Annotated in this window: 20 protein-coding genes and 1 riboswitch; of the genes, 11 read left to right on the top strand and 9 right to left on the bottom strand. The window is 71.3% G+C overall.

Translation table 11 applies throughout. The features are described from left to right. Positions 1 to 19 precede the first annotated feature (19 nt). From ABD355_RS33230 to ABD355_RS33220, 3 genes are all read left to right on the top strand, one after another. A complete protein-coding gene (locus tag ABD355_RS33230) occupies positions 20 to 1,777 on the top strand; it encodes a serine/threonine-protein kinase (RefSeq protein WP_344404604.1) in 1,758 nt (585 codons plus the stop codon). A gap of 136 nt (positions 1,778 to 1,913) precedes the next feature. Continuing rightward, on the top strand, positions 1,914 to 3,527 hold the full coding sequence (locus tag ABD355_RS33225) for a succinic semialdehyde dehydrogenase (RefSeq protein WP_344404603.1): 1,614 nt from the start codon (positions 1,914 to 1,916) through the stop codon (positions 3,525 to 3,527). Between the two features lie 29 nt (positions 3,528 to 3,556). Continuing rightward, the gene (locus ABD355_RS33220) at positions 3,557 to 5,335 is read left to right on the top strand and encodes a GMC family oxidoreductase N-terminal domain-containing protein (RefSeq protein WP_344404601.1); all 1,779 of its coding nucleotides are present in this window, start codon (positions 3,557 to 3,559) and stop codon (positions 5,333 to 5,335) included. A gap of 74 nt (positions 5,336 to 5,409) precedes the next feature. On the opposite strand, the gene ABD355_RS33215 is transcribed toward ABD355_RS33220, so the two are convergent. Then, the gene (locus ABD355_RS33215) at positions 5,410 to 6,387 is read right to left on the bottom strand and encodes an LPXTG cell wall anchor domain-containing protein (protein WP_344404600.1); all 978 of its coding nucleotides are present in this window, start codon (positions 6,385 to 6,387) and stop codon (positions 5,410 to 5,412) included. Between the two features lie 300 nt (positions 6,388 to 6,687). Between ABD355_RS33215 and ABD355_RS33210 the strand changes: the two genes are divergently transcribed. Further along, positions 6,688 to 7,821, top strand: coding sequence for a hypothetical protein (locus ABD355_RS33210; RefSeq protein ID WP_344404599.1), 1,134 nt, complete (start codon positions 6,688 to 6,690; stop codon positions 7,819 to 7,821). A 540-nt stretch (positions 7,822 to 8,361) separates the two neighbouring features. Here the strand turns inward: ABD355_RS33210 and ABD355_RS33205 are convergent. Then, positions 8,362 to 8,664: a chorismate mutase gene (locus ABD355_RS33205; protein ID WP_344404597.1), complete on the bottom strand. Its 303-nt coding sequence runs from the start codon at positions 8,662 to 8,664 to the stop codon at positions 8,362 to 8,364. A gap of 429 nt (positions 8,665 to 9,093) precedes the next feature. On the opposite strand from ABD355_RS33205, the gene guaA reads away from it, so the two are divergent. After that, entirely contained in the window at positions 9,094 to 10,674 is a 1,581-nt protein-coding gene (guaA, locus tag ABD355_RS33200) for a glutamine-hydrolyzing GMP synthase (protein ID WP_344404596.1), read from the top strand. A 10-nt stretch (positions 10,675 to 10,684) separates the two neighbouring features. Here guaA and ABD355_RS33195 read toward each other — a convergent pair whose 3' ends face one another. Continuing rightward, positions 10,685 to 11,158 (bottom strand): pyridoxamine 5'-phosphate oxidase family protein, encoded by a 474-nt coding sequence (locus ABD355_RS33195; RefSeq protein WP_344404594.1) that lies wholly within the window; start codon positions 11,156 to 11,158, stop codon positions 10,685 to 10,687. 177 nt (positions 11,159 to 11,335) lie between these two features. On the opposite strand from ABD355_RS33195, the gene ABD355_RS33190 reads away from it, so the two are divergent. Next, entirely contained in the window at positions 11,336 to 12,145 is an 810-nt protein-coding gene (locus tag ABD355_RS33190; protein ID WP_344404593.1) for a class II aldolase/adducin family protein, read from the top strand. On the opposite strand, the gene ABD355_RS33185 is transcribed toward ABD355_RS33190, so the two are convergent. Further along, complete coding sequence (locus tag ABD355_RS33185) at positions 12,142 to 13,026, bottom strand: DUF4429 domain-containing protein (RefSeq protein WP_344404591.1); 885 nt, start codon at positions 13,024 to 13,026, stop codon at positions 12,142 to 12,144. The genes ABD355_RS33190 and ABD355_RS33185 overlap by 4 nt on opposite strands. A gap of 186 nt (positions 13,027 to 13,212) precedes the next feature. Here ABD355_RS33185 and ABD355_RS33180 point away from each other — a divergent pair, with 186 nt between their 5' ends. Together ABD355_RS33180 and ABD355_RS33175 are read left to right on the top strand one after the other, a co-directional pair. Continuing rightward, positions 13,213 to 14,502 (top strand): hypothetical protein, encoded by a 1,290-nt coding sequence (locus ABD355_RS33180; protein ID WP_344404590.1) that lies wholly within the window; start codon positions 13,213 to 13,215, stop codon positions 14,500 to 14,502. Positions 14,503 to 14,648: 146 nt separating this feature from the next. Beyond that, on the top strand, positions 14,649 to 15,179 hold the full coding sequence (locus tag ABD355_RS33175) for a DoxX family protein (RefSeq protein ID WP_344404589.1): 531 nt from the start codon (positions 14,649 to 14,651) through the stop codon (positions 15,177 to 15,179). A gap of 55 nt (positions 15,180 to 15,234) precedes the next feature. Here ABD355_RS33175 and ABD355_RS33170 read toward each other — a convergent pair whose 3' ends face one another. Both ABD355_RS33170 and ABD355_RS33165 read right to left on the bottom strand, forming a co-directional pair. Continuing rightward, positions 15,235 to 15,483 (bottom strand): hypothetical protein, encoded by a 249-nt coding sequence (locus ABD355_RS33170; protein WP_344404588.1) that lies wholly within the window; start codon positions 15,481 to 15,483, stop codon positions 15,235 to 15,237. Then, positions 15,470 to 16,918 carry a PspC domain-containing protein gene (locus ABD355_RS33165; RefSeq protein ID WP_344404587.1) on the bottom strand — a complete coding sequence of 483 codons (1,449 nt, stop codon included), beginning with the start codon at positions 16,916 to 16,918 and terminating at the stop codon, positions 15,470 to 15,472. Before ABD355_RS33165 ends, ABD355_RS33170 begins: the two co-directional genes overlap by 14 nt. 179 nt (positions 16,919 to 17,097) lie before the next feature. On the opposite strand from ABD355_RS33165, the gene ABD355_RS33160 reads away from it, so the two are divergent. Beyond that, the gene (locus ABD355_RS33160) at positions 17,098 to 18,387 is read left to right on the top strand and encodes an ATP-binding protein (RefSeq protein ID WP_344404586.1); all 1,290 of its coding nucleotides are present in this window, start codon (positions 17,098 to 17,100) and stop codon (positions 18,385 to 18,387) included. Further along, entirely contained in the window at positions 18,387 to 19,112 is a 726-nt protein-coding gene (locus ABD355_RS33155) for a LuxR C-terminal-related transcriptional regulator (protein ID WP_344404585.1), read from the top strand. The genes ABD355_RS33160 and ABD355_RS33155 overlap by 1 nt, the downstream gene beginning before the upstream one ends. Positions 19,113 to 19,129: 17 nt before the next feature. On the opposite strand, the gene ABD355_RS33150 is transcribed toward ABD355_RS33155, so the two are convergent. Further along, on the bottom strand, positions 19,130 to 20,191 hold the full coding sequence (locus ABD355_RS33150; protein ID WP_344404584.1) for a C40 family peptidase: 1,062 nt from the start codon (positions 20,189 to 20,191) through the stop codon (positions 19,130 to 19,132). A 550-nt stretch (positions 20,192 to 20,741) separates the two neighbouring features. Here ABD355_RS33150 and ABD355_RS33145 point away from each other — a divergent pair. Continuing rightward, complete coding sequence (locus tag ABD355_RS33145; RefSeq protein ID WP_344404583.1) at positions 20,742 to 21,095, top strand: hypothetical protein; 354 nt, start codon at positions 20,742 to 20,744, stop codon at positions 21,093 to 21,095. Here ABD355_RS33145 and ABD355_RS33140 read toward each other — a convergent pair. Further along, positions 21,073 to 22,047: a tellurite resistance/C4-dicarboxylate transporter family protein gene (locus ABD355_RS33140; RefSeq protein WP_344404582.1), complete on the bottom strand. Its 975-nt coding sequence runs from the start codon at positions 22,045 to 22,047 to the stop codon at positions 21,073 to 21,075. The genes ABD355_RS33145 and ABD355_RS33140 overlap by 23 nt on opposite strands. 99 nt (positions 22,048 to 22,146) lie before the next feature. Then, positions 22,147 to 23,298, bottom strand: coding sequence for a C40 family peptidase (locus ABD355_RS33135; protein WP_344404580.1), 1,152 nt, complete (start codon positions 23,296 to 23,298; stop codon positions 22,147 to 22,149). A gap of 8 nt (positions 23,299 to 23,306) precedes the next feature. Beyond that, positions 23,307 to 23,460, bottom strand: a riboswitch (cyclic di-AMP (ydaO/yuaA leader). Between the last annotated feature and the right edge of the window lie 326 nt (positions 23,461 to 23,786).

Here is a 23,786-nt window from a genome sequence, read left to right as displayed (position 1 = left end):
CGCAAGGTACTCATGGGGCATGAGTGCAGGCGGCGAACGGACGCGCGAAGGTCGGCTGCTCGGCGGGCGCTACCGGCTGACCGAGCGCATCGGCTCCGGCGGCATGGGCACCGTCTGGCAGGCGTACGACGAACTCGTGGAGCGGGACGTCGCCGTCAAGCAGCCGCGGCTGCCCGGCGACCCGGAGGACGAGCACCACCGGCGGGCCGCCCACCGCCTCTACCGCGAGGCCCGCGCCGCCGCCCGCGTCGACCACCCGGCCGCCGTCTCCATCCATGACGTCGTGGTCGAGGAGGACGGACTGCCCTGGATCGTCATGGAGTTGATCCGCGGCGAGTCCCTCCACGAAGTCCTCCAGCGCGGTCCCGTCGAGGCCTCCGAGGCCGCCCGCATCGGCCTCGCCGTCCTCGGAGCCCTTGACGCGGCGCACGCCGTCGGCATCGTGCACCGGGATGTGAAGCCCGCCAACGTCCTGCTCGGCGTCCATGGCCGGGTCGTCCTCACCGACTTCGGCATCGCCCACGTCCAGGGCGAGGAATCCCTCACCGTGAGCGGCGAGTTCGTCGGCTCCCTGGAGTTCGTCGCGCCCGAGCGGATGTCGGGCCGGGGCGCCGGTCCCGCCTCCGACCTGTGGTCGCTGGGCGTGCTGCTGTACGCGGCCGTGGAGGGCGTCTCCCCGTTCCGGCGTACGACGGTGGAGTCCACGCTCGCCGCGGTCATCGCCTCCGACGCGCCCGAGCCGAAACAGGCCGGACCGCTCGGCCCGCTGATCGCCCGGCTGCTGGTGAAGGACCCGGAGCAGCGACCGGGCGCGAAGGAGACCGGCGCGGTACTGGAGGCGGTGGCGGAGGGCTGGCCGGTGCCGCAGGTCGACCTCGGCGCGACGGCGGTACAGGGCACGGCAGGACTGCGGGAGTTCGCCGACGACGTGGGGACCGTACGACTGGGAGCGGCGCCGGTGCCGGACACGCCGGCTCCTGCGGCGGAGGCGGCGGCCCCCCCGGCCGTACCGGAATCCGACACCGCACCCACCTCCGGGCCCCGGGCGGAATCCGAGCCGTCCGCCGACCCCGGCCCGTCCGACACCGAGCCGTCCGCCGAACCCGCGACCGCGAGCGTCCCCCACCCCGTCCCGGCCCCGAAGCGCGCCCTCCTGCGCCGCCGCACCTCCCTCGCCGCGCTCGCTGTCCTGCTGGTCGGCGGGGCCTGGCTCGGCACCCCCTACTTCGCCGAGACCGACAGCGGTGGCGTCACCGAACGGACCGCCACCCTCACCGAGACTCCGGCCCGCGAGGCGACCCCCGGTCCCGGCGCCACCGTCTGGACCGCACACCGGGAGCAGGGAATGAACGCAGTGCTGGCCCTGCCGAGCCGGTACCAGGAGTCCGCCAGGGAAGGCAGCGCCACGCGCCCGCCCCGTCTCGTCGAGTACGACGGGCCCGACGGCAGGGTCACCATCCGCCTCACCGAGTGGGACAAGGCCCCACGCTCCCCGATGGCCCAGGCGCAGCAGGCGCACGCCGACTGGAACAGCTACAACGGGGACGCCCGCACCCAGTACACCCGCACCACCTTCCACGGCAACGAGGCCGTCCAGGCCGACACCGCCTACGGTCTGGACGGCACCCCGGAACGGGTGATGCAGCTGATGATCCGCACCGACGACGGGCGCATGTACGAACTGCGCGTGGACATGCCCAAGGGCACCCCGGCCGAGAAAAAGGGCACCGCACTCTTCAAGGGCGCACGTGACCGCCTCGTGATCGGAAAAAGCTGAACCAGTCCACGCCGGCCGCGCACAACGCCTGATCAGCGCAAACCTTGCCAGTGAGCACTGGCGGCGTGTGTGTACTGCGTGAAGCCGCGTTACCGACGGGTACCCAAAGGCCCCGCGCCGTCATACCCTGCGGCTCATGACGGAAGCGCATGCCGAGGCCAAGACCGGCACGAACCCCCTCGCCCCCGCCCCCGAAGGCGCCCGTACCGCCGCCGACGTGGTCACCCCCGAGCTGATCGCGCAGCTCACCAAGGGCGTGGTCGGCTCCGGACGCACCGCCAACCACACGCCGTTCACCGGCGAGAAACTGGCCGACCTGCCCGAGTCCACGCCCGAGGACGTCGCCAAGGCCTTCGACGCGGCCCGCGCGGCGCAGGCGGTCTGGGCGAAGACCCCGGTCCGGCAGCGCGCGGCCGTCCTGCTCCGCTTCCACGACCTGATCCTCGCCCGGCAGGCCGAGGTCCTCGACCTGATCCAGCTGGAGACCGGCAAGGCCCGGCTGCACGCCCACGAGGAGGTCCAGGCCGTCGCGGTGGCGAGCCGCCACTACGGCCGCCGGGCCGCCGCCTACCTGAAGCCGAAGCGGCACGCGGGCGCCATGCCGACCCTGACGAAGGTCACCGAGCTCCGTCACCCGCGCGGTGTGGTCGGCCAGATCGCCCCGTGGAACTACCCCCTGGAACTCTCGGTCGGCGACGCCCTCCCGGCCTTCGTGGCGGGCAACGCGGTCGTCATGAAGCCGGACACCGAGACCTGCCTGACCGCCCTGTGGGCCCGCGACCTCCTCATCGAGGCGGGCCTGCCGGCCGACGTCTTCCAGGTCGTCCTCGGCGAGGGCCCGGTCGTCGGCCCCGAGGTCGTCAAGCACGCCGACTACGTCTCCTTCACCGGCTCCACCCGCACCGGCCGCGAGGTCGCCCAAGGCGCCGCCGCCCGCCTGGTCGGCGTCTCCCTGGAGCTCGGCGGCAAGAACGCCATGCTGGTCCTGGACGACGCCGACATCGAGAAGGCGGCCGCGGGCGCCGTCCGCGCCTGCTTCTCCTCCGCCGGCCAGCTGTGCATCTCCATCGAGCGGCTGTACGTCCACGAGTCGATCGCGGACACCTTCCTGGAGCGCTTCGCCACCCGCACCAAGGCCATGCGCCTCGGCACGTCCCTCGCCTACGGCGCCGACATGGGCTCCCTGGTCGGCGAACGCCAGCTGGAGACCGTCACCCGCCATGTCGAGGAGGCCGTGGCGAAGGGCGCGAAGATCGTCGCCGGCGGTGTCGCCCGCCCCGACATCGGCCCGTACTTCTTCGAGCCGACCATCCTCGACGGCGTGACCGAGCCCATGTCGGTCTGCACCGAGGAGACCTTCGGCCCGGTCGTCTCGATCTACCGCTTCAAGACCGACGAGGAGGCGATCGAGCACGCCAACTCCACGCCCTACGGCCTGAACTCCTCGGTCTGGACGAAGAACGGCAGCCGCGGCCGCGAGGTCGCCTCCCGCCTGCGCACGGGCACCGTGAACGTCAACGACGGCTACGCCCCCGCCTACGGCAGCGTCCAGTCGCCCATGGGCGGCATGAAGGACTCCGGCCTCGGCCGCCGCCACGGCTCCGAGGGCATCCTCAAGTACACGGAGGCCCAGACGGTCGCCCACCAGCGGCTCCTGCCGATGGCCCCGTCGCTGGGCATGGACGACGAGAAGTACGCGCAGTTCATGAGCCGCAGCCTCAGGCTGATGAAGGCCCTGCGCTTCAAGTAGAAACACCCGTTCTCAACGAGGAGAGCACGTTGTCACAGGACACCTACGACTACGACGTCATCGTCGTCGGATCGGGTTTCGGCGGCTCGGTGACCGCCCTGCGCCTGACGGAGAAGGGCTACCGCGTAGGTGTCCTGGAGGCCGGCCGCCGCTTCACCCGGGAGTCCCTCCCCAAGAACTCCTGGGACCTCAGGAACTACCTCTGGGCGCCGAAACTCGGCATGTACGGCATCCAGCGCATCCACCTGCTGGGCAATGTCATGGTCCTGGCCGGCGCAGGCGTCGGCGGCGGCTCCCTCAACTACGCCAACACCCTCTACGTACCGCCGAAGCCGTTCTTCGAGGACCCCCAGTGGCGTGACATCACGGACTGGCAGGAGGAGCTGAAGCCGTACTACGACCAGGCCCAGCGCATGCTCGGGGTACGGCTGAACCCGACGATGACCCCGTCCGACGTGCACCTGAAGGCCGCGGCCGAGCGGATGGGCGTCGGCGACACCTTCCACATGGCGCCGGTCGGCGTGTTCTTCGGCGACGGGAAGGACGCGGACGGGAGGGCGAAGGCGGCGCCCGGCGGGCAGGTCGACGACCCCTACTTCGGCGGCGCGGGCCCGGCCCGCAAGGCGTGCACCGAGTGCGGCGAGTGCATGACCGGCTGCCGGCACGGCGCGAAGAACACCCTCAACGAGAACTACCTCTACCTCGCCGAGAAGGCGGGCGCGGTGGTGCACCCGATGACGACGGTCGTGTCGATCACGGACGACTCGCAGGGCGGCTACGCCGTCGCCACCCTCCCCACCGACGAGAAGAAGAAGGCCAAGGGCCGCACCTTCAAGGCCCGCCGGGTGGTCCTGGCCGCCGGCACCTACGGCACCCAGACCCTGCTGCACCGCATGAAGGCGGGCGGTCAACTCCCGTACATCTCGGACAAGTTGGGCGAGCTCACCCGTACGAACTCCGAGGCGCTGGTCGGCGCGCAGACGGACAACCGCCGCTACCGCAGGGCGACCGGCCAACCGAAGGTCGACTTCACCCGGGGAGTCGCCATCACCTCGTCCATCCACCCGGACGAGAACACCCACATCGAGCCGGTCCGCTACGGCAAGGGCTCCAACTCGATGGGCAGCCTCTCCATCCTGCAGGTGCCGTACGCGGAGGGCTCGTCGAGGGTCATGGGCTGGCTCGCGAACGCGGCCCGCCACCCCGTCCTCGTACTGCGCTCCCTCTCCAACCGCCGCTGGTCGGAGAAGACCATCATCGGCCTGGTGATGCAGTCGCTGGACAACTCCCTGACGACGTACCTCAAGCCGGACGGCGTGGGGAAGGGCCTGCTCACCGCCCGCCAGGGCCACGGCGCCCCCAACCCCAAGCAGATCAGGGCCGCTTCGGAGGGCGCGTCCGCGATCGCCGCCGACATCAACGGCTTCGCGGGCTCGAACGTCGGCGAACTCATGGGCACCCCCCTCACCGCCCACTTCCTCGGCGGCTGCCCGATCGGCGGCTCGCGCGAGACCGGTGTGATCGACCCGTACCACCGCCTCTACGGCCACCCCGGCATCTCGGTGGTGGACGGCGCGGCGGTCTCGGCCAACCTGGGCGTGAACCCGTCCCTCACGATCACCGCTCAGGCCGAGCGGGCGATGTCGTACTGGCCCAACAAGGGCGAGGAGGACCCGCGCCCGGCGCAGGGAGCGGCGTACGAACGCCTGAAGCCGGTGGAGCCGAAGGCCCCCGCGGTCCCGGCGGACGCCTTCGGCGCACTGAAGCTGCCGTTCCTGGGGATGCCGGCCGTGCCGCCGAGGAAGTAGCCGCTCAGACACACGGCGAAGGACCCGCACCCCCCTCCGAGTGCGGGTCCTTCTCTTCTTGCAGTGAGCTGCCGTTACGCGCCCGCGCCGGCCCGACGGCGACGCACCGCGAACACCGCACCGGCACCGGCGACGACGGCGACACCGCCGACCAGGCCGATCACCGGAAGGGCGGAGCTGGAGCCGGTCGCGGCGAGGCTGCCGGTGACCTCCGGCGTGGTGCTGGACGGCTTCTTGTCCGTGACCGGGGCCTCGCCGCCTTCCTGCGGCTTGGTGCCGGACGTGTCCGTGCCGCCGGCCACGATCTGGAACTTGTAGGCGACGTCGCCGTAGCCGGTGCACTCGCCGGCGCTGTCGCCGTAGATCGTCGCGCCGAGCGAGAAGCCGGCGCCCACCGGGGCGGACGAGGTGACGTCGACCCGGAGCGGGATGTCGATCTCGTAGTCGGGCTTCAGTTCGTCGGCGTAGCCGACGTAACCGACCGCGTAACCGCCCTCGTCGAGGTTCTCCCAGACCTTGTCCGCCGGGTTCCACGCCTGGAGCCGGACCTGCTTGCTCTTGAACAGGTCCTCGCCGTTCTTGTCGGGGGAGGCCCCCGCGAAGAAGTCGAGGTCCTTCAGCGTGGAGTCGGAGTTGTTCAGGACGTTCAGCGAGAACTTGTGCCAGCCGCTGCCCGCCGCGATCTTGCCCGGCAGGCCCGTGATGCTGACGTCGACCTTGGAGTCCTTGCACTCGTCGACCGGTCCGCCGGAGGGCGACGGGTCCTCGCTCGGCTCGGCCGACGTGGAGGGCGTGGGCTTGCCCGACTGGGTCGCGGTCGGCGTCGAGCTGGTCGCCGTGGCGGTCGGGGTGGCCGTGTCGGTGGCCAGGCCGGTGTCCGTCGGCGTCGCCGTGGCCGTGTCGCTCGGCGTCTCGGTGGGCGTCTCGGACACGGTCTCGGTGGCGCCTGCGGCCGGCGTCTCGTCCGCAAAGGCGGCGGGCGCGGACAGCAGCGCGAGGGGCGCGAGGACCGCGGTGGCGGCCGCGACGCCCATGGCACGACGAAGCTTCATGACAACCTCAAGGGAGTCCAGTCCAATGGGAAGGGCTCCGCGTGTGGGGCGCGGGTGTGGCCCTTGGTACGCATGGTTGGATCCGTGAAGCCTGTAAATGGTTGCCCAGGCATTTACTGAATTCTTATGTGGCCTACGTCACTTGCGGTCGGCATTCGGCGGTTCACGAAGCCGCCATTCTTTGCGCCAGCCGGGTCACGTACGCTCTGCTGCTCGACAGGCGATGCACATGACAGCCGCCGACGAGCACCTCTCAGCCCGAGCAGCCCCGAAGAGTCCTGACAGAAAGGCGTCCGAGTCGTGGCCGACAGACCGTCCGACGAGCGGAGTTCCGGTTCCGGCGAGGAGCCTTCCATACCCGACGACGTGTGGGACAAGTTCCTCAAGGAAACCGAGGCGGAGCTCGCCACCGCCCCCAAGGAGCCCTCCGCCCGCGCCCGTATGGTCACCGAGCGGCTGCGGCAGCAGGACGCGCGCGGCGAGAGCCCGGAGAGCTGGCGCGCCGCTCCGGTCCGCCCCGAACGGCGCCGCCGCTTCTGGCCGGTGCTCGGCGTCCTCCTCGCCGCTGCCGTGGCCGTCGTGGCCGTGAAGCCGTCGGTCATCCCCGGCGATCCCTTCGGCACGAAGGGCCACGCGGGCCCCTCCGCCTCTCCCCTTCCCGCGGAGACCGCGGCCCCCACCGCCGCGCCCTCCCCGGCCGACTCCGAAACCCCCTCCTTCGCCCGGCCGTTCGCCGGCTCCCCGGCCGAGCGCTGGGCCGACGGCGCGGCGGGCATCGTCCTGCCGAAGGCGACCCCCGTCGGCACGCTCTCCAAGGCCCAGGTCGAGCAGGCCCTGCAGCAGACCAGAACCCTCCTGGTCGACGCGAACCTCAACTCGGCCACCCTGCGCGGCGAACGCCCCGCCACCGCGCTCGGCGTGATCGAGCCGCAGCAGACGGACCTTCTTGCGCGGCTCAACACGTCCTTGAACAAACCGGACGAGAAATACGACCCGCTGTCCATGTTCAGCCGCTTCGACCCGGCGCAGATCAAACTCGTCGGCGACGTGATCAAGACCCGCGGCCGCATCACCTTCACAGCCGGCGAACAGTCCTCCGTCGCCGTGCACGCCGACTACACCTTCGTCTACCCGGTCGCCCGCACCGACGGCTCGAAGGAGGTCACCCGCACCATCGTGCGCCGCGTCCTCGACATCCAGATGTCCGACCCGGCCCGCTACAAGGTCACCCCCGGCAAGATCACCATCCGCCGCTACGACCGCGACATCGGCAACTCCGCCTGTGATGTCTACGACGGCTATCTGCACCCGGGGTTCACGTCGGACACCGCGACCGGCGCCCCTCCCACGGGCCCGACGACGGACCCGTACGACCGCAGCAAGGGCATCGAAGACGGCCTCACGAAGGGCTGCGGGACGGTGTCCAGGGTCTGACGGACATGCGAAGGGCCCCGCGGGCTTGGGCCGCGGGGCCCTTCTCCGTCAGCACCGACGTCAGGGCAGCGCCGGTGCCGGGGAGCGGCGCCGGGGGGTTGCGCCGCTTGTCCTGTGTGCCCTGGGTCGCCGCCCCGGCGCATTCGGGGCGCGCGGATGGTCTCGACCTCTGACGGTACGGAAGTGCAAGCAATGCAGTTGTCTGCGGCGGGACTTGGGGGCTTTCTACGCATCGTGCTGGATGGACGGGGCGTACGCAACCGTTTGACCCAGGGTTGTGCATTTTTGCATTTTCCGCCGGTCGGCCCCGGGCGTCCCCGGGGCCGACCGCTTACTTGGGTGACCGGGCTGCTGTCCCCTGCCGTCCGGTCACAACCCTGGAGTGAGGTCCCACGACGTTCGGCACGACCCGTACGTCTCATCACTCCAGCAAGCCACGCGTGGTTCTTTCGGGCCCGTCCCTGGCTGGCACGGACACCACCACCAACGAAGGGGTTCGCCGGGCGGTCACGCGCCGTACGGGTTAAAGGGGCTGCGAACTCAGATGCGACCGCGGCACAGTTCGAGCATCGTCATGGCGAGGGAGGTGCCGGGCTTGCCGAGGGCCTCGCTGTAGTGGCCGAGGACCTCCATCTCGCGGGACAGGTTCACGCGCCGCCCGCCGGAGGCGATGCGGGCCTCCTGGATGACGGCGGAGACGGCCATCCGTTCCTGGATCAGGCCGATGATCCGGTCGTCGAGAGCGTCGATGCGCTCCCGCGCGCCGGTGATCACACCGGCGGCCTCGGGGGTACGGGCGCCGGTCTTCTCCGCGACGTTCTTCTCGGCAGCGGTGGCGGTCATGTCGGGGGCTCCTCATCGGTGGGTGGGGTGCGGTGCCCCGGAGCGGCAGGACCCGGAAAACGACAGGCGCCCCGGGCCTTGTCGGCCCGGGGCGCCTGGGAAGTCGCTTGTCAGTAGCTCAAGCAGCACGACCATGGCAGCCGGCGGGCCGGTTGCCATAGGTAAAGAGGAAGGTCGGGTGCGTGAGCATGGGGCCAGTATGCCCGGCCCGGCGATGCGGTCCAACCCGGTTCGCATCGTGAGACCGGGGGTCGCGGATTTCAGCGCCGGGTCCGGCAACACAGCCTGTCCGGCGTTTGAGGACGAGGCCGTTCAGGCCGAAGGGGGGTCCGGGGGGCGGCAGCCCCCCAGTAGACGGCGAGGTCACCACACGGCCACCCCGGTAGACTCGGAAAGCAAAGACCCCGCCCAACCGCCGGAAGGCACCCCGTGTCATCAGCGACCCCCGCTGCCGCCGCTCCCGACACCGTCCTGGTCGTCGACTTCGGCGCGCAGTACGCCCAGCTCATCGCCCGTCGCGTCCGCGAGGCCCGGGTCTACAGCGAGATCGTGCCGAGCACCATGCCGGTCGCTCAGATGCTCGCCAAGAACCCGGCGGCGATCATCCTCTCCGGCGGCCCCTCGTCGGTCTACGCGGAGGGCGCCCCGCGTCTCGACCGCGAGATCTTCGAGTCCGGCGTCCCCGTCTTCGGCATGTGCTACGGCTTCCAGCTGATGGCCACGACCCTCGGCGGCACCGTCGACAACACCGGCGCCCGTGAGTACGGCCGTACTCCGCTGCATGTCTCCAAGACCGGCTCCACCCTCTTCGAGGGCACCCCGGACGAGCAGTCGGTGTGGATGTCGCACGGCGACGCCTGCTCCGCCGCCCCCGAGGGCTTCACCGTCACGGCCTCCACGGACGTCGTCCCGGTCGCCGCCTTCGAGAACGACGAGAAGAAGCTCTACGGCGTCCAGTACCACCCGGAGGTCATGCACTCGACGCACGGCCAGCAGGTGCTGGAGCACTTCCTGTACCGCGGTGCGGGCCTGACCCCCTCCTGGACCACCGGGAACGTCATCGAGGAGCAGGTCGCCGCGATCCGCGAGCAGGTCGGCGACAGGCGCGCCATCTGCGGTCTGTCCGGCGGCGTCGACTCCGCCGTGGCGGCGGCGCTCGTCCAGAAGGCCATCGGCTCCCAGCTGACCTGCGTGTACGTCGACCACGGCCTGATGCGCAAGGGTGAGACCGAGCAGGTCGAGAAGGACTTCGTGGCCGCGACCGGCGTCCAGCTGAAGGTCGTGGACGCGCAGGAGCGGTTCCTCAAGGCGCTCGCCGGGGTCTCCGACCCCGAGGAGAAGCGGAAGATCATCGGCCGCGAGTTCATCCGGGTCTTCGAGCAGGCCCAGGCGGAGATCATCGCCGACGAGGGCCCGGCGGTGGAGTTCCTGGTCCAGGGCACCCTCTACCCGGACGTCGTCGAGTCCGGCGGCGGCACCGGCACCGCCAACATCAAGTCCCACCACAACGTCGGCGGCCTCCCCGAGGACCTCGAGTTCCAGCTCATCGAGCCGCTGCGCAAGCTGTTCAAGGACGAGGTCCGGATGGTCGGCCAGGAGCTGGGCCTGCCGGAGGAGATCGTCCAGCGCCAGCCGTTCCCCGGCCCGGGCCTCGGCATCCGTATCGTCGGCGAGGTCACCAAGGAGCGTCTGGACCTGCTCCGGGAGGCCGACGCCATCGCCCGCGAGGAGCTGACCGCGGCCGGCCTCGACCGCGACATCTGGCAGTGTCCGGTGGTCCTGCTCGCCGACGTCCGCTCGGTCGGCGTCCAGGGCGACGGCAGGACCTACGGCCACCCGATCGTCCTGCGCCCGGTCTCCTCCGAGGACGCCATGACGGCGGACTGGTCGCGCCTGCCGTACGACGTCCTCGCGAAGATCTCGACCCGGATCACGAACGAGGTCGCGGACGTCAACCGGGTCGTCCTCGACGTGACGTCGAAGCCGCCGGGCACCATCGAGTGGGAGTAGTCCCCGGGCGCTAGGTGCGCTTGATCGTGCGCAGGGGTTCACCGGGCTTCCAGACCTGGACGACGAGGTACTTGTCGTCCTCCACGTAGGTCCTCACGACCTCGGTCAGCTCGGTACGGAAGAGGTGGAACGGCTCCGGCGGTTCCACCTCTTTGCTGTACGCCGCCTTCGCCTCGCCGTCCTCGACGCCGATCGCCCGCCCGCTGACCCGCACATCACCGCCACCCATGCCGGTCCCCGGCCCCGGATTCGCCTGCAGCGCGAAGCGCGGGTCGCGGTTCAGGTCGAGGGCCTTGAGCGAGCCCGGCATCATGCCGAGCCACAGCTCACCATCGAGAAAACGGACCTCAAGGCCGGTGGTGCGCGGCGACCCGTCCTTGCGCAGGGTGGCGAGAACGTGGTGAGTGAAGGCGCCGAAGCGATCCTCGACGGTCCTGGCCAGCTCCGGTTCGGCGGCGGCGAAAGCCGCCCAGTTCACTGTCATACGGCGAGTGTGCCGCCGATACCCGACATCCTCTGTCGGGTATGTGCCGGGGCGCGGGCAACCTTTCCGCGCGCCCCCGCAACGGTTGCGTGTGTCATCTTTACAGAACATCTCTGTTCTCCTGAGCTGACCGACGGTAACTTCCGCCCCGTAGAGCAACCCAGTGCTGGAGGACACATGCACGGGACCCCCGGGACCGGGCCCACCCCGCCGCCCGCCCTTCCCAGCGACCGGCTGCGGTTCGCGATGCCGCCGATGCACGACTCGGTCGACGACGAGCGCCGGCATCGCAAGGAGCGGCTGGCGGGCGCGCTGCGGATCTTCGGGCGGCTCGGCTTCGAGGACGGCGTCTCGGGGCACATCACCGCGCGCGACCCCGAGTACAGCGACTGCTTCTGGGTCAACCCGTTCGGGATGCCGTTCAAGCACGTCACCGTGAGCGACCTGGTCCTCGCCAACTCGGAGGGGCAGGTGATCGAGGGCCGCTACCACGTCAACCAGGCCGCTTTCACCGTCCACGCCCAGGTCCACGCGGCCCGTCCGGACGTGGTGGCCGTCGCCCACTGCCACTCGGTGCACGGCCGCGCGCTGTCCGCGCTCGGCGACCTCCTGGACCCCATCACCCAGGAGAGCTGCGCCTTCTACGAGGACCACGCCCTCTATGACGCCTATACCGGTGTCGCCGTCGACGCCGAGGAGGGCCGCCGTATCGCCACCGCACTCGGCACCCGCAAAGCGCTCGTGCTGCGCAACCACGGACTGCTGACGGTCGGCGACTCGGTGGACGCGGCGGCCTGGTGGTTCCTGTCCATGGAACGCTCCGCCCAGGTGCAGCTGACCGCCAAGGCCGCAGGGCGCCCCCTGCTCATCGACCACAGAGCGGCGGTGGCGACCCGCGAGCAGCTCGGCGGCGACCTGGTGGCATGGATCAACTACCAGCCGCTGTGGCAGGACATCAGCCGCAGCGAGCCGGATCTGCTCAGTTAGAAGCCTCGCAGTACGGCCGCCTTGGTCATCGCGAACTCCTCGTCCGTGAGCACCCCGTCCCGGTGCAACTCGCCCAACTCCCGCAGCCGCCGCAGGAGTACGTCGTGGTGGTCGGCCGCGGGCGGCACGGCCGCCGTCGCCGACCGTCGCTGCGCCTGCTCGCCGTCGCCTCGGGTGGACGGATGCGGCAGCCGCGCGGTGATCGCGGTGGCGACGAGCGCGGTGAGCAGGTCGCGCCGGGCGCTGCCCCACAGATCCAGGGCGTACGGGTCCTTCTCCGGCGGCAGCTTGGAGAACACGGTCTCGCGCGTCACGAAGCGCAGGAAGCCGTCCTCGTAACCGGAGTTGGGCAGCCACTCGACCTGCACGAGATCGCCTACGGCGATGATCCGTGGCCCGGTCGCCCGCTTCACCCGGTCGGAGGTGTCGGCCCAGTCGATGCGCACCTGGGTGCCGTCGAAGGAGACGGTGCCGTCGGAGGACCGCACCGAGACCGGGACGGGTGGCCCCGGCAGCAGATACGCCTTGGTCGGCTCCTTGGGGATCTGGTCGAGCAGCAGGGCCCGGCGGATCTCCTCGGCGACGTACTCGGCGACCCCGGCCCGGTCCACGTCCACCACCAGCCGGTAGGGATCGGCCGGATCCGGCAGCCGCCCGCCGGTCGCCTGGAGCAGCGGATCGGCGCCCTCGCGCAGCCGTATCCGCAGCCGTCCGCGCTTGCGCTCCGGTTCGAAGACCACGCCCGCGACGGCTTCGAGGGGCACCGCGACCTCCCCGTACGTCTGCCGGAACAGCGGCACGGAGCGGTGGAGACCCGGCGTGATCCTGACCGTGGTGCCGTCGAAGGCCCAGGTCCCGTCCCGCTGGATGATCTCGGCCATAGGGAAATTCTCGCAGCCGGGTCAACACGGTGGCCCCACTTCACCCCGGGCTGACCAGACCTGGCGGGCGGGGGTGGCGTGGCGTAGGGCACAATTCGCTGTCATCACACGGGTGTTGCAGGGCGGCGGCCGACTGCCGGACAGGGCCGCCGGCCGTAGGCGTTGCGGGGAAGGCGGGCGGCGGGCGTGGCGGTGCAGGAGGCGAGAGGCGGCGCGGACGCGGGCGCCCGCAGAGGTGCGCACGGCGGTGGCTGCACCTGCGGGGACTGCCCGCACGGGGCGCGCGAGGGGCACCGGCGCGCGGTCGCCGAATTCCTGCTGATGCGTGACGGTTTCGCGGCCGGGCAGGGGCTGCCCGCCGCGGTGGCGCACTCGGCCTCGGCCTCCCGCCAGTGGGTCTCGGAGGAGCTCACCCAGTCCGCGGAACTCGTCGCCGAACGCGGCCGCGCCGAGGGCGAGGCCTGGCTGGCCCGGCTGTGGCGGCGAACGGTGTGTGCGGTGTGGGCGCTGGTGCTGCTGTTGCTGCTGGTGCAGTCGCTCACGGCCATCGGCGCGGGGTGGACCACGGCACGCACGGCGGGCCTCCTCGCGGCTGCGGTCGTGGGCGGTGTGCTGACCACCGCGTCCTGGTTCCACCGGGCGCGCGGCGGTGTGCTGGCGCCCGTCGTCGGCGAGGACAACCGCCTGTCCACGTCCCGCACGGTGGCGGCGGCCTGGGTGCTGTTCGTCGCCTACGCCGTGCTGCTCCTGGCCGGCCGTCTCGCCGCTGCCTCCGACCACGCGGAGCGCGACGCCCTGATCTCCGGTCTCGAACTCGCCCGCGGCGCCGGTGTCGTCACCGTCCTCGCCGTGGTCTGCGGTATCGCGGTGCTGGTGCGGCGCGTGGTGGGGCTGCGGGTCCTCGGCCAGCGGCTGCAGAAGGTACGGGCGGACCGGCCCCGGGCGGCCGACCTGCTGACCGACGACTCGGGGCGGGGCACCTTCGCCGACATCCAGTACGTCGTGATCAGCACCGTCGCCGTCCTGTTCGCCGCGGTACGGCTGGCCCGCCGCCCGGACCAGCTGCCCGACCTGCCGTGGGGTCTCGCGGTGGTGGTGCTGGTGTCGGCGGCGACCTATGTGGCCGGCAAGTACGCGGAGGGCGGCCGCCCGGTGATCCTCTCCGTGGTGCGCGCCCGCGAGGCAGGCGACCTCGACGCCCCGATCCGCACGGGCGACGACATCGAGATCCGCGGGGCGGGCTTCGTCCCGCCGGGCGCCCAGGGCGCCGACCGGCTGACGCGGATGGTGGTCCGCATCGGCACGGTGAACGTCCATGTCCCCCTCGTCCCGGTGACCGGCGGCTTCAGCAACCCGACGGACGCTGCACTGACCGTGCCCGTACCGGCGGAGGTGGAACCCGGGCGGGTCGAGGTGCAAGTGGTCACGGCAGCGGGGGTAGAGACGAACAGATACACGATCGACGTGACGGACTGAACTGATCCTCATGGACTGAAGTAGGACAGCCCCTCTCTACGCAGGGCACGGGCGCTGAAATCGGCACGAACGCATTGAGCGCACCGTCGTCGACGTACGTATCGTCTTGTGAGGGGTCCCGGCACCGCGGGCGAGAGGCGACAGCGATGACTCACGGCATACGCACCGAAACGCACACCCCGTACCTCGACGGCGACCGGAGCTGGCGCGATTCCGCCACCCGACACGCCCTCCTTCCACTCCGCGTCTTCCTCGGCGTCACCTTCATCTACGCCGGGCTGGACAAGCTCACCAACAGCGCGTTCATGAAGGGCTCCGGTTCCGGGTCCATCGGCGACATGATGCGCAACGTCCGCGACTCCTCCGCCATCCCGGCCATGGTCGACATGGCCCTGAAGAACCCCGTGGGCTTCGGGTACGCCATCGCCCTGGGTGAGTTGGCGGTCGGCATCGGCACCCTGATCGGTCTGTTCGCGCGCCTGGCGGCGCTCGGCGGCGCACTGATCTCCCTCAGCCTCTGGCTGACCGTGAGCTGGGCCTCCGACCCGTACTACTACGGCAACGACCTCGCCTACCTGATGGCCTGGCTCCCCCTCGTCCTCGCGGGCGCCGCCACGTTCTCCCTGGACGCCGCACTCCGCGCACGGCGCAGGCAACGGGCGGCCGGTTACCGGTAGCTCCTGGTAGGCGGGGGCTACCGGTGGCGAACCCTGGGGCACGACCTGGGTCCGGTCAGGTTCCCGGTGCGTTCAGCTGTGCCTCACCCGTACCTTTTCCGGACACTGCCGCCCTGCGCCGCCGTATGCCCCGGGCCAGTGCTCCCGCTACGCCGGCCAGGCAGAGACCGCCCGCGACGACCGGGATCACGGCGAACCACGGTGTCTCCCACAGGCCGGCCGCGTCGCCGGCGTAGAGGGCGCCCGCGAGGGCGAGGAAGACGCCGGCGACCAGCTTTCCCGGCTGGAACTCATGACGCAGCACGGCTCACCTCCGCCTGTCCGAGACCGACCTGCAGTCCGAGGTCGAGCGTGCCGGTGTTCTTGCCGCCCGAGACCGGCGACAGGGTCACCTCCTTGTGCTTGCCCGGCTCCACGTCCACGTCTCCCGGCTTGTCGCCCGGCAGCTGGATGTCGCCCACCCCCACGTCGATGCTCAGCTTCACGGTCACGTCCTTCGGCACGATCACCTTCAGCCGGCCCAGGCCGACGTCGGCTCTGGTGCTCACCGTCTCCCCCTTGGCCGGGTGCAGCCGGCTCAGGTCCAGGGTGCCGACCCCGCTGCCGACCTCGTACTTCCCCTGCACGTCGGCCGCCGCGGCCGGCTGCCAGGTCGTGCGTATCCAGTGGGTGCCGACGTCCTTCGGCAGGGCCGCCGAGCCGGCGAGCAGGGCCGCCGTGATGATGGCGAGGAAGACCGAACCCGCGCCCGTACGCCCCAGGAACGCGCTGACCGCGATGCCCAGACCGAGGACCAGGAGCGCGCACGACAGCCCGGTCTGCAGGCTGGTGCCGAGCGTATGGTCGTCCCAGGTCAGCCCGGTGCCGAGGCCCCCCGCGAGCAGGGCCAGCAGGAAGACCCAGCCGCCGATCCAGCGGGGGCCGCGCGGTCTGGGGGCCGGGGAGCGCGGTGTGCGGATGTCCGTGCGATTGGTCCAGGACGTGCCGAGGCTGATGTTGACCGCCGCTGCGATGTCCCGCTCGCGGGAGTCCCGGGGCCCCCACAGATAGCCGGTGCCACCGACATGCGTGCCGTCCTTGACGATGGGGTCGCGCCACCAGGAGGGGTAGGCGGCGGGTACCGGGGGTGCCTGGGCCTCCGGCGGGGCGTCGGCGACGGCCTGCGCGGCCAGCGGGTCGGGGTCGGGGGCGCCGCGCTGCCGCGACCAGTAACCGGCGCCCGCGAGCAGCAGGGAGAGGACGACGGCGAAGGCCAGCACCCCGCCGTTCTTCAGCAGGGACAGGAACACCCCGCAGCCGACCAGCGCGAACATCACCGCGGTCAGCGCCTGGCCGTCGACCCGGCCGGTGAGCAGCTTGCGGACCTCGTTCTCCTCCTCGTCCTCGTACGGGATGAGGAGCCAGGCGAAGCCGTAGAAGAGCAGACCGATGCCGCCGGTCGCGGAGAGCACCGCGAGCGTGATCCGGAAGATCACCGGATCCATGTCGCACTGCCGCCCGAGCCCGGCACAGACCCCGGCGAGCACCTTGTACCGGCGGTCGCGCCGGAACCTGCGGGGAGCCTCGGTGCCCTCCGCGCCCGCGACCCCTTCCTGCGCGCCCGCTCCCGCACCGGGCCTCGCCCCGGCGGCGGGTGCGGCATCCGCGGCGGGCGCGGCATCCTGCGGCCCGGCGCCCGGAGCGGGGCGCGGGCCGGAGCCGGGCCTGGGACCCGTCGCGGCGCGCTCGTGATCTGTCATGTGTCCATGGTGACGGGCGAGCCGCTCGGACGGGAGTCTGTACGACCCTGGCCGGACCCTGATATCGCCCCTGAGCCGGCGCCCGGGAACCGTTCGACCGGCCCGCGGTTCGAAGATCAGGGGTGTCTCGGGGGTCGACCCTGATGCCCCTGTCCGCCGACCCTGCGAGTATCGAGGGCATGCCGGAAGCCGCTGCAGCGCCACTCGTCGAACCGCGGCCGCCGCGCAAGCTCTACCGCAGCAGCGACGGACGCTGGCTCGGTGGCGTGGCGCGGGGGCTCGCCGGGCATCTCGGGCTGCCGGTCATCTGGGTGCGGCTGGTCTTCGTCGGCCTGTTCATGGCGGACGGCCTCGGCGCGCTGCTGTATGCCGCGTTCTGGTTCTTCGTGCCGCTCGGCGTCGGTGGCGTCGGCGGCCAGAAACCCCCGTCCCTGGTCAGTACCGAAACCTCGCCGGACGGCCGTCGCAGACTGGTCGCCCGCAAACCGGACAAGGGCCAGATCGTCGCCCTGCTGCTCATGGTCGTCGTGGCCCTGGTCTTCGTGGGCAATGTGAAGGTGGGCGGCGGGACCAAGGCCTACCTCTGGCCCGCCGTCCTCGTCGGCGCGGGCGTCGCCCTCGTCTGGCGCCAGGCGGACAACGCCCGGCGGGCCCGCTGGGTGGAGGTGGGCAGCCGCCGGCGCACGCTCACCCTGCTGCGCGCGGCAGGCGGCGTCCTCCTCGTCACCGCCGGCGTCTCCGGCATCTTCGTCCTCCAGGGCTCCGCCGCCCACCTCGGCTCCGTCCTGCAGGCGGCCCTCGCGGTCCTCGTCGGGATAACGCTCCTCGCGGGGCCCTATCTCGTCCGTATGACCCAGGACCTCTCCGAGGAGCGCCTGATGCGCATCCGCGCGCAGGAGCGTGCCGAGGTCGCCGCCCATGTCCACGACTCCGTGCTGCACACCCTGACCCTGATCCAGCGCAACGCGGAGAACGCGAACGAGGTGCGCCGCCTCGCCCGCGCCCAGGAGCGCGACCTGCGCACCTGGCTCTACAAGCCCGAGGGCACCGGCAAGGACGAGGCCGACGAACCCACCGACCTGGCCGACGCGGTGCGCCGCAACGCAGCGGAGGTGGAGGACAAGCACGGCGTCCCCATAGAGGTCGTCATCGTCGGCGACTGCCCGCTCGACGAGCGGATCGGCGCACAGATGCAGGCCGCGCGCGAGGCGATGGTGAACGCCGCCAAGTACGGTGGCGAGGGCGGCGCCGTACAGGTCTACGCCGAAGTCGAGGGACGGACCGTCTTCGTGTCGGTCCGGGACCGCGGCCCCGGCTTCGACCTGGACTCGATACCCGCCGACCGTATGGGCGTCAGAGAATCGATCATCGGCCGCATGGAGCGCCACGGCGGTACGGCGCGGCTGCGCGCGGTGCCGGACGGCGGCACGGAGGTCGAGCTGGAGATGGAGAGGGCGGAGAAGACGTGATGAGCGACCCGACCGAGGCGAACGCGGAGCCTGTGGAGCCGACGGCCGGCACTGGCGCGGGCGAACGGCACGTGCGTGTGGTCCTCGTCGACGACCACCGCATGTTCCGTACGGGCGTCCAGGCCGAGATCGGCCGGACCGAGCAGACCGGAGTCGAGGTCGTCGGCGAGGCCGCGGACGTCGACCAGGCGGTCACGGTCATCACCGCGACCCGCCCCGAGGTGGTCCTCCTCGACGTCCACCTCCCGGGCGGCGGTGGCGTGGAAGTCCTGCGTCGCTGCGCCGCGTTGATGGCGGACAGCGAGCAGCCCGTCCGCTTCCTCGCGCTGTCCGTGTCGGACGCGGCGGAGGACGTGATCGGCGTGATCCGGGGCGGCGCCCGCGGCTACGTCACCAAGACGATCACCGGCACGGACCTCATCAACTCCATCTTCCGCGTGCAGGAGGGCGACGCCGTCTTCTCCCCGCGTCTGGCGGGCTTCGTCCTCGACGCGTTCGCCTCCACCGACGCCCCGCCGGTCGACGAGGACCTCGACCGTCTCACCCAGCGCGAGCGGGAGGTGCTGCGTCTGATCGCCCGGGGGTATGCGTACAAGGAGATCGCCAAGCAGCTGTTCATCTCCGTGAAGACGGTCGAGTCCCATGTCTCGGCGGTCCTACGGAAGTTGCAGCTGTCGAACCGGCACGAGCTGACCCGGTGGGCGACGGCGCGACGGCTGGTCTGAGGGGCATCGCCCGGAGCTCACACCACGCGTGTGGCGCCCGCGAACGGCATCTCGTCGATCGGCGCGATCCGCACCGGCGCCGACGGGTTCGGGGCGTGGATCATCATGCCGTTGCCGACGTAGATGCCGACGTGGCTGATCCCGGAGTAGAAGAACACCAGGTCGCCCGGGGCCAGTTCGGAGCGGGAGACGCGGCGGCCGGCGTCGATCTGGGCGTAGGTCGTGCGGGGCAGGGAGATGCCCGCGGAGCGGTAGGCGGCCTGGACGAGGCCCGAGCAGTCGAAGGCGTCCGGGCCGGTCGCGCCCCACACATAGGGGCTGCCCAGCTTGGAGTACGCATACGAGAGGGCGGCCGCGGCACGAGAGTCGGGCGCCTCGGAGGTCGCGGAGCCGAGGGACACGAGGCCGTCCCGCGAACCCGTGGCGGACCGTGAGGCGCGGTCGGTGCCGCCCCCGAGCCGGGCGCGCTCGGCGGCCGACAGCCGGGACGCCAGGCGCCGTGCCGTATCCAGCTTCCCGGTGATCGCCTTCTCGTCGCGCTTCAGCTCCGCCTGCCGCGACCTGAGTCCGGCCAGCTCGATGCGGGCGGCCCCGCGCAACTGCTCGATCTCCCGCAGCTGTTCGCGTACCTCCGCCACCGCCGCCGCCTGCCGGGTGCCCGCCCGGTCGACGAACTCGGCGCCCTCGAGATAGTGGTCCGGATCGTCCGACAGCGCGAGTTGCAGTGCCGGGTCGAGACCGCCGTCCCGGTACTGCGCCGCGGCGATCGAACCCAGCTTGTCCCGCGCAGAGTTGAGCCGGTCTGTCTTGCGCGCCGCCTCGTCCCGCAGCGTCGACAGCCGCCGCTCGGCCGCGTCCGCCTGTTCCTTCGCCCCGTCGTACTTCTCGGTGGCGGCCTCCGCCTCCTGGTACAGCTTGTCCACCTCCGCCCTGACCTGCGTCGGCGTCAGTTCAGGCTCGGCGTGCCCGGTCCCGTCGAAGCCCGTCGCGGTCGCCGCGCCCGCCACGGCGATCGTGAACGCCGTCCGGGCCGGACGGCCGTTGAGCGAGCGCCGACTGGGCTTTCGGTGCGCTGCCACGTGGACTGCCCGTCCTTTCGTACGACCGCCCGTTCCGGGGCGGCTTAGGGGGTGTCCGGCGGATCAGCTCGGCGTCGCGGGGTCTGGCACGCACATCTGCCGCGTTGTCGTCGGTTGCCGACGCTCCGCGTCGACGCCCTCCTCCGCCTTGCAGCTGCACGCACCAGACCCCGGACACCCCCTCCGCGTCCGGCGGCGGCCCGCACAGGGGGAGCGGGCCGCCGCCGGACCTTCTCGGCGGTGGTGGCCGGCTGCCGCCCCTGGCCCGGGCGGCGGTGGGGAGCCGGTCACCTGGTGGAGGACGCTAAACCTGTCTGTATCGGCTCGGTAACGCGATGTGCGGAAGTGCCCCGGGTGGATCGCCGGGTGACCGTATGCGGCCGTGATCCAGGACTTGCGCCGTCGACTTCACGCAGTGCGCTGACCGATGTGACGGTTCCGGGACACGTGCGGGTGAGGGAGTGCTATGGGCCGCATATATGCAGGATCCACCGATGAAGGCCGGGGCGGTGTCCGGCGCCCCGTGCGCCCCTGTTTAAGCTCCGGCCTCATGGACGTACTCATCCATCTCTTCGTCGGCCTGCACATCATCGGCATCGCCGCGCTCCTCGGCGGCTTCTTCACCCAGATGAAGGCGATGGGCCGCGGCGAGGCCCGCTTCGTCCCGGCGATGCTGCACGGCGCGCTGACGATGCTGGTCACCGGCGCGATCCTGGTCGGCCTCAACCAGGCCGACGACCATCACATCAACACCCTCAAGATCGGGATCAAGCTGGCCCTGCTGATCGTGATCCTCGGCCTGGTCTATGTGAAGCGGGACGACGAGAAGATCGACAAGGGCCTGTTCGGGCTGGTGGGCGCGCTCACCACGACAAACATCTTCATCGCGGTGCTGTGGACCTGATGCCGGCACTGGCTGCGGCGACGGCCCCCGCGGCAACGGCCAGCCATGCCGCCACCGCGATCCACAACAGCACCTGCCCGGGCCCCTTCAGCCACCGGGCCTCGAAGACGGCGGCGACTGACAGCACGGCCGTCGCCGTCATCCCCAGCGGGAAGACGGTCGCCCAGCGCCGCACGTCGTAGCCGCGCCGCGGCCGGACCGCCTCGGCGACGAGCAGCACGGCGTACCAGGCCAGGTCGAGCACGACCAGCGCCACGGTGACGGCGCGCAGGACACCGCGGTCGTCGTCGTCCCACAGGTAAAGGCGCGCGCTGTCCGCCGCGATGAGCCTCGCTCCGGCGAGCGCCGAGATGGCGAGCGCGCCGCCCGCCACCCACTGGTCGCCCAGCCCTTCCGTCACCTGTCGCAGATCGAACAGGGCCAGCACGCAGCAGTACAGGACGAGCCCGAGCCAGAACAGTGCGAGCGCCGCGTGTGCGAGCCATGCCGTCGCCTCGGCCCCGGCGAGTGTGGCGCCGAGCACCGCGAGCCCCTGCGTGGCCACGCTGCACAGGAACACCGCGCCGGGCATGTGACGCCGCCAGTGCCGTGCGACCTGCACCAGCAGCAGCGGCCACAGCACGGCAGCCAGCGCGAGCAGGGCCTCGGCGAGGGTCTGCCGTCCGAGGGCCGAGAACCCGGTCCCGAGGACGGTGGTCGCCGCGACGGCGGTCAGCGCCCCCGGCGTCCCCGCCTCCGCCCGCCACCTCTGCGGTTCCCGCACCAGCCGGACGCCGAAGCCCGCCGCAAGCACCGCCCAGGAGACACAGGCCAGTCCCAGGGCGACCCGCGACAGCACCTCGTACCCCGTCAGATGCAGTCCGAGCGACACACTGCCGGTCGCCATCACGGCGGCCCCGGCCGCCGGCGAACGCTGCGCCCACCAGGCGCGGAGGAAGGTCGGGCCGGACATGGGGCCGATGCTAAGGAGTGCGGCGCGGGTTGAGGGCGGGCCACGCGCGCGTGCATCACAAACTGCCCCGCACGCGCGCGTGTCCTGCCCCCTGGCGTCTCAGGCGGGCCGCACCACGCTGTGGATGATCGATTCGCCGCCGTAGTAGATCGACTCCTCGCGGACGTACGCGCCGGGCTTCGGGGCGTGGATCATCATGCCGTTGCCGATGTAGACGCCGACGTGGCTGATGTCGTCGTAGAAGAAGATCAGGTCGCCGGGCTGCGCGTCGGTCAGCGAGACCGTGGTGCCGGCGTTGACCTGGTCGTAGGTGGTGCGCGGGAGGGAGACGCCGGCGGCCTTCCAGGCGGCCTGGGTGAGGCCTGAGCAGTCGTAGGACTCGGGGCCGGTGGCGCCCCAGACGTACGGCTTGCCGATCTGCGCGCGGGCGAAGGCGAGCGCCTTCTCGGCCTTGGTGGCGTACGAGGAGTCGCCGGCGGAGGTGGATCCCGATCCCGAGGCGGAGCCGCCGTCCTGGGCCGCGGCCGCTTCCTCGGCCTTCTTCGCCGCCTGCTGTTTCGCCAGCTCAGCGGCCTTGCGGGCGGCCGCCTCCTCCTGCTGCTTCTGGATCGCCGCGAGCCGCGCCTTCTCCTCGGCGGTCAGCTTCGACAGCAGCTCGCGCGCGTCGGAGAGTTTCTTCTGCACCGTGGACTTGGCGATCTGCAGGTCGCTCTGTGTCGCGGTCAGCGTCTCGAGGCTCCTGGAGGCCTCCTGACGCTTCTTCATCGTCGCGGACTCCTCGGTGAAGTACTCGTCGACCGCGCTCTTCTGACGGGAGGTCAGCCGTCCCATCAGCTGTGTCTGGTCGAAGTAGTCCTGCGGGGAGTCCGCGAGCAGGAAGGTCGCCGTGTCGGGTGCGGCGGCTCCGGTCCGGTACTGGGCCGCGGCGAAGGATCCGAGCCGGTCCCGCTCCTCGTTGAGCTTCTGAGTGCGCCTGGCGACGTCGTCGAGGAGCGTGTCGACGTTCTTGCGCTGCTTCGCGGTCTTCTCTTTGGCCGCGTTGTACTTCTCAGTGGCCGACTCCGCCTGGCGGTAGAGGTCGTCGACCTTCTTCTCGACCTCTTCGAGGCTGGGCTTGCCGTCGGCGGCGGGGGCGGCGTTCGCCGACTGGGACAGCAGGGCCACCGAGGTGAGGGCGGCCGTGGCGAGGGCGGGGGTGCGTATGCCTGCTACGCGCGTACCCGCGGGGCGCGACTTGCGGTGCGACGCCAAGGGAGGCGACTCCTTCCATGCTCCGCCTACCGAGTTAGCTGTCGGGTTCGGGCGGGTGGTTCGGAAGGGTTGCCCTACGGTCCGTGCCCCGAAAGGGAGGAGGACCGATCACCCCAAGGTCGGTGTGGGTCCCCGGCTCCGGATGCGCGGCGGCGCCCCGGACTCGGCGGAGGCCGCGCGGCCCGGCGACGTTCGCCGGTGGGGGTCGTGCGGCCTGCCGGAACGGTAGCCAACTCGTGTGGCCCCTGTGAAGGTTGATGTTCGATATGCCCGATACATTTTCGTGACCTTCGGTCAGCGGGTCGGACGCGGTCGTCAATCCGGGAGGATGTGCGGCGTCTTGGGGGTATTTCCGCAGGAGCGGCGGCCCCACTCGCTTCGGTCCGTGTCTCCACCTGTTCGATTACGGTACGTGACGGCGCCGTTCCGGAGGGCGAGAGGGCGAGCCCGCCAATTCCGGCGATGTTCTCGGGGCGGCGGCGGGCTGT

The sequence above is a fragment of the Streptomyces longisporus genome, from assembly GCF_039532765.1.
Taxonomy (GTDB): Bacteria; Actinomycetota; Actinomycetes; order Streptomycetales; family Streptomycetaceae; genus Streptomyces; species Streptomyces longisporus.
This window is presented reverse-complemented; position numbering and strand designations above follow the sequence as displayed.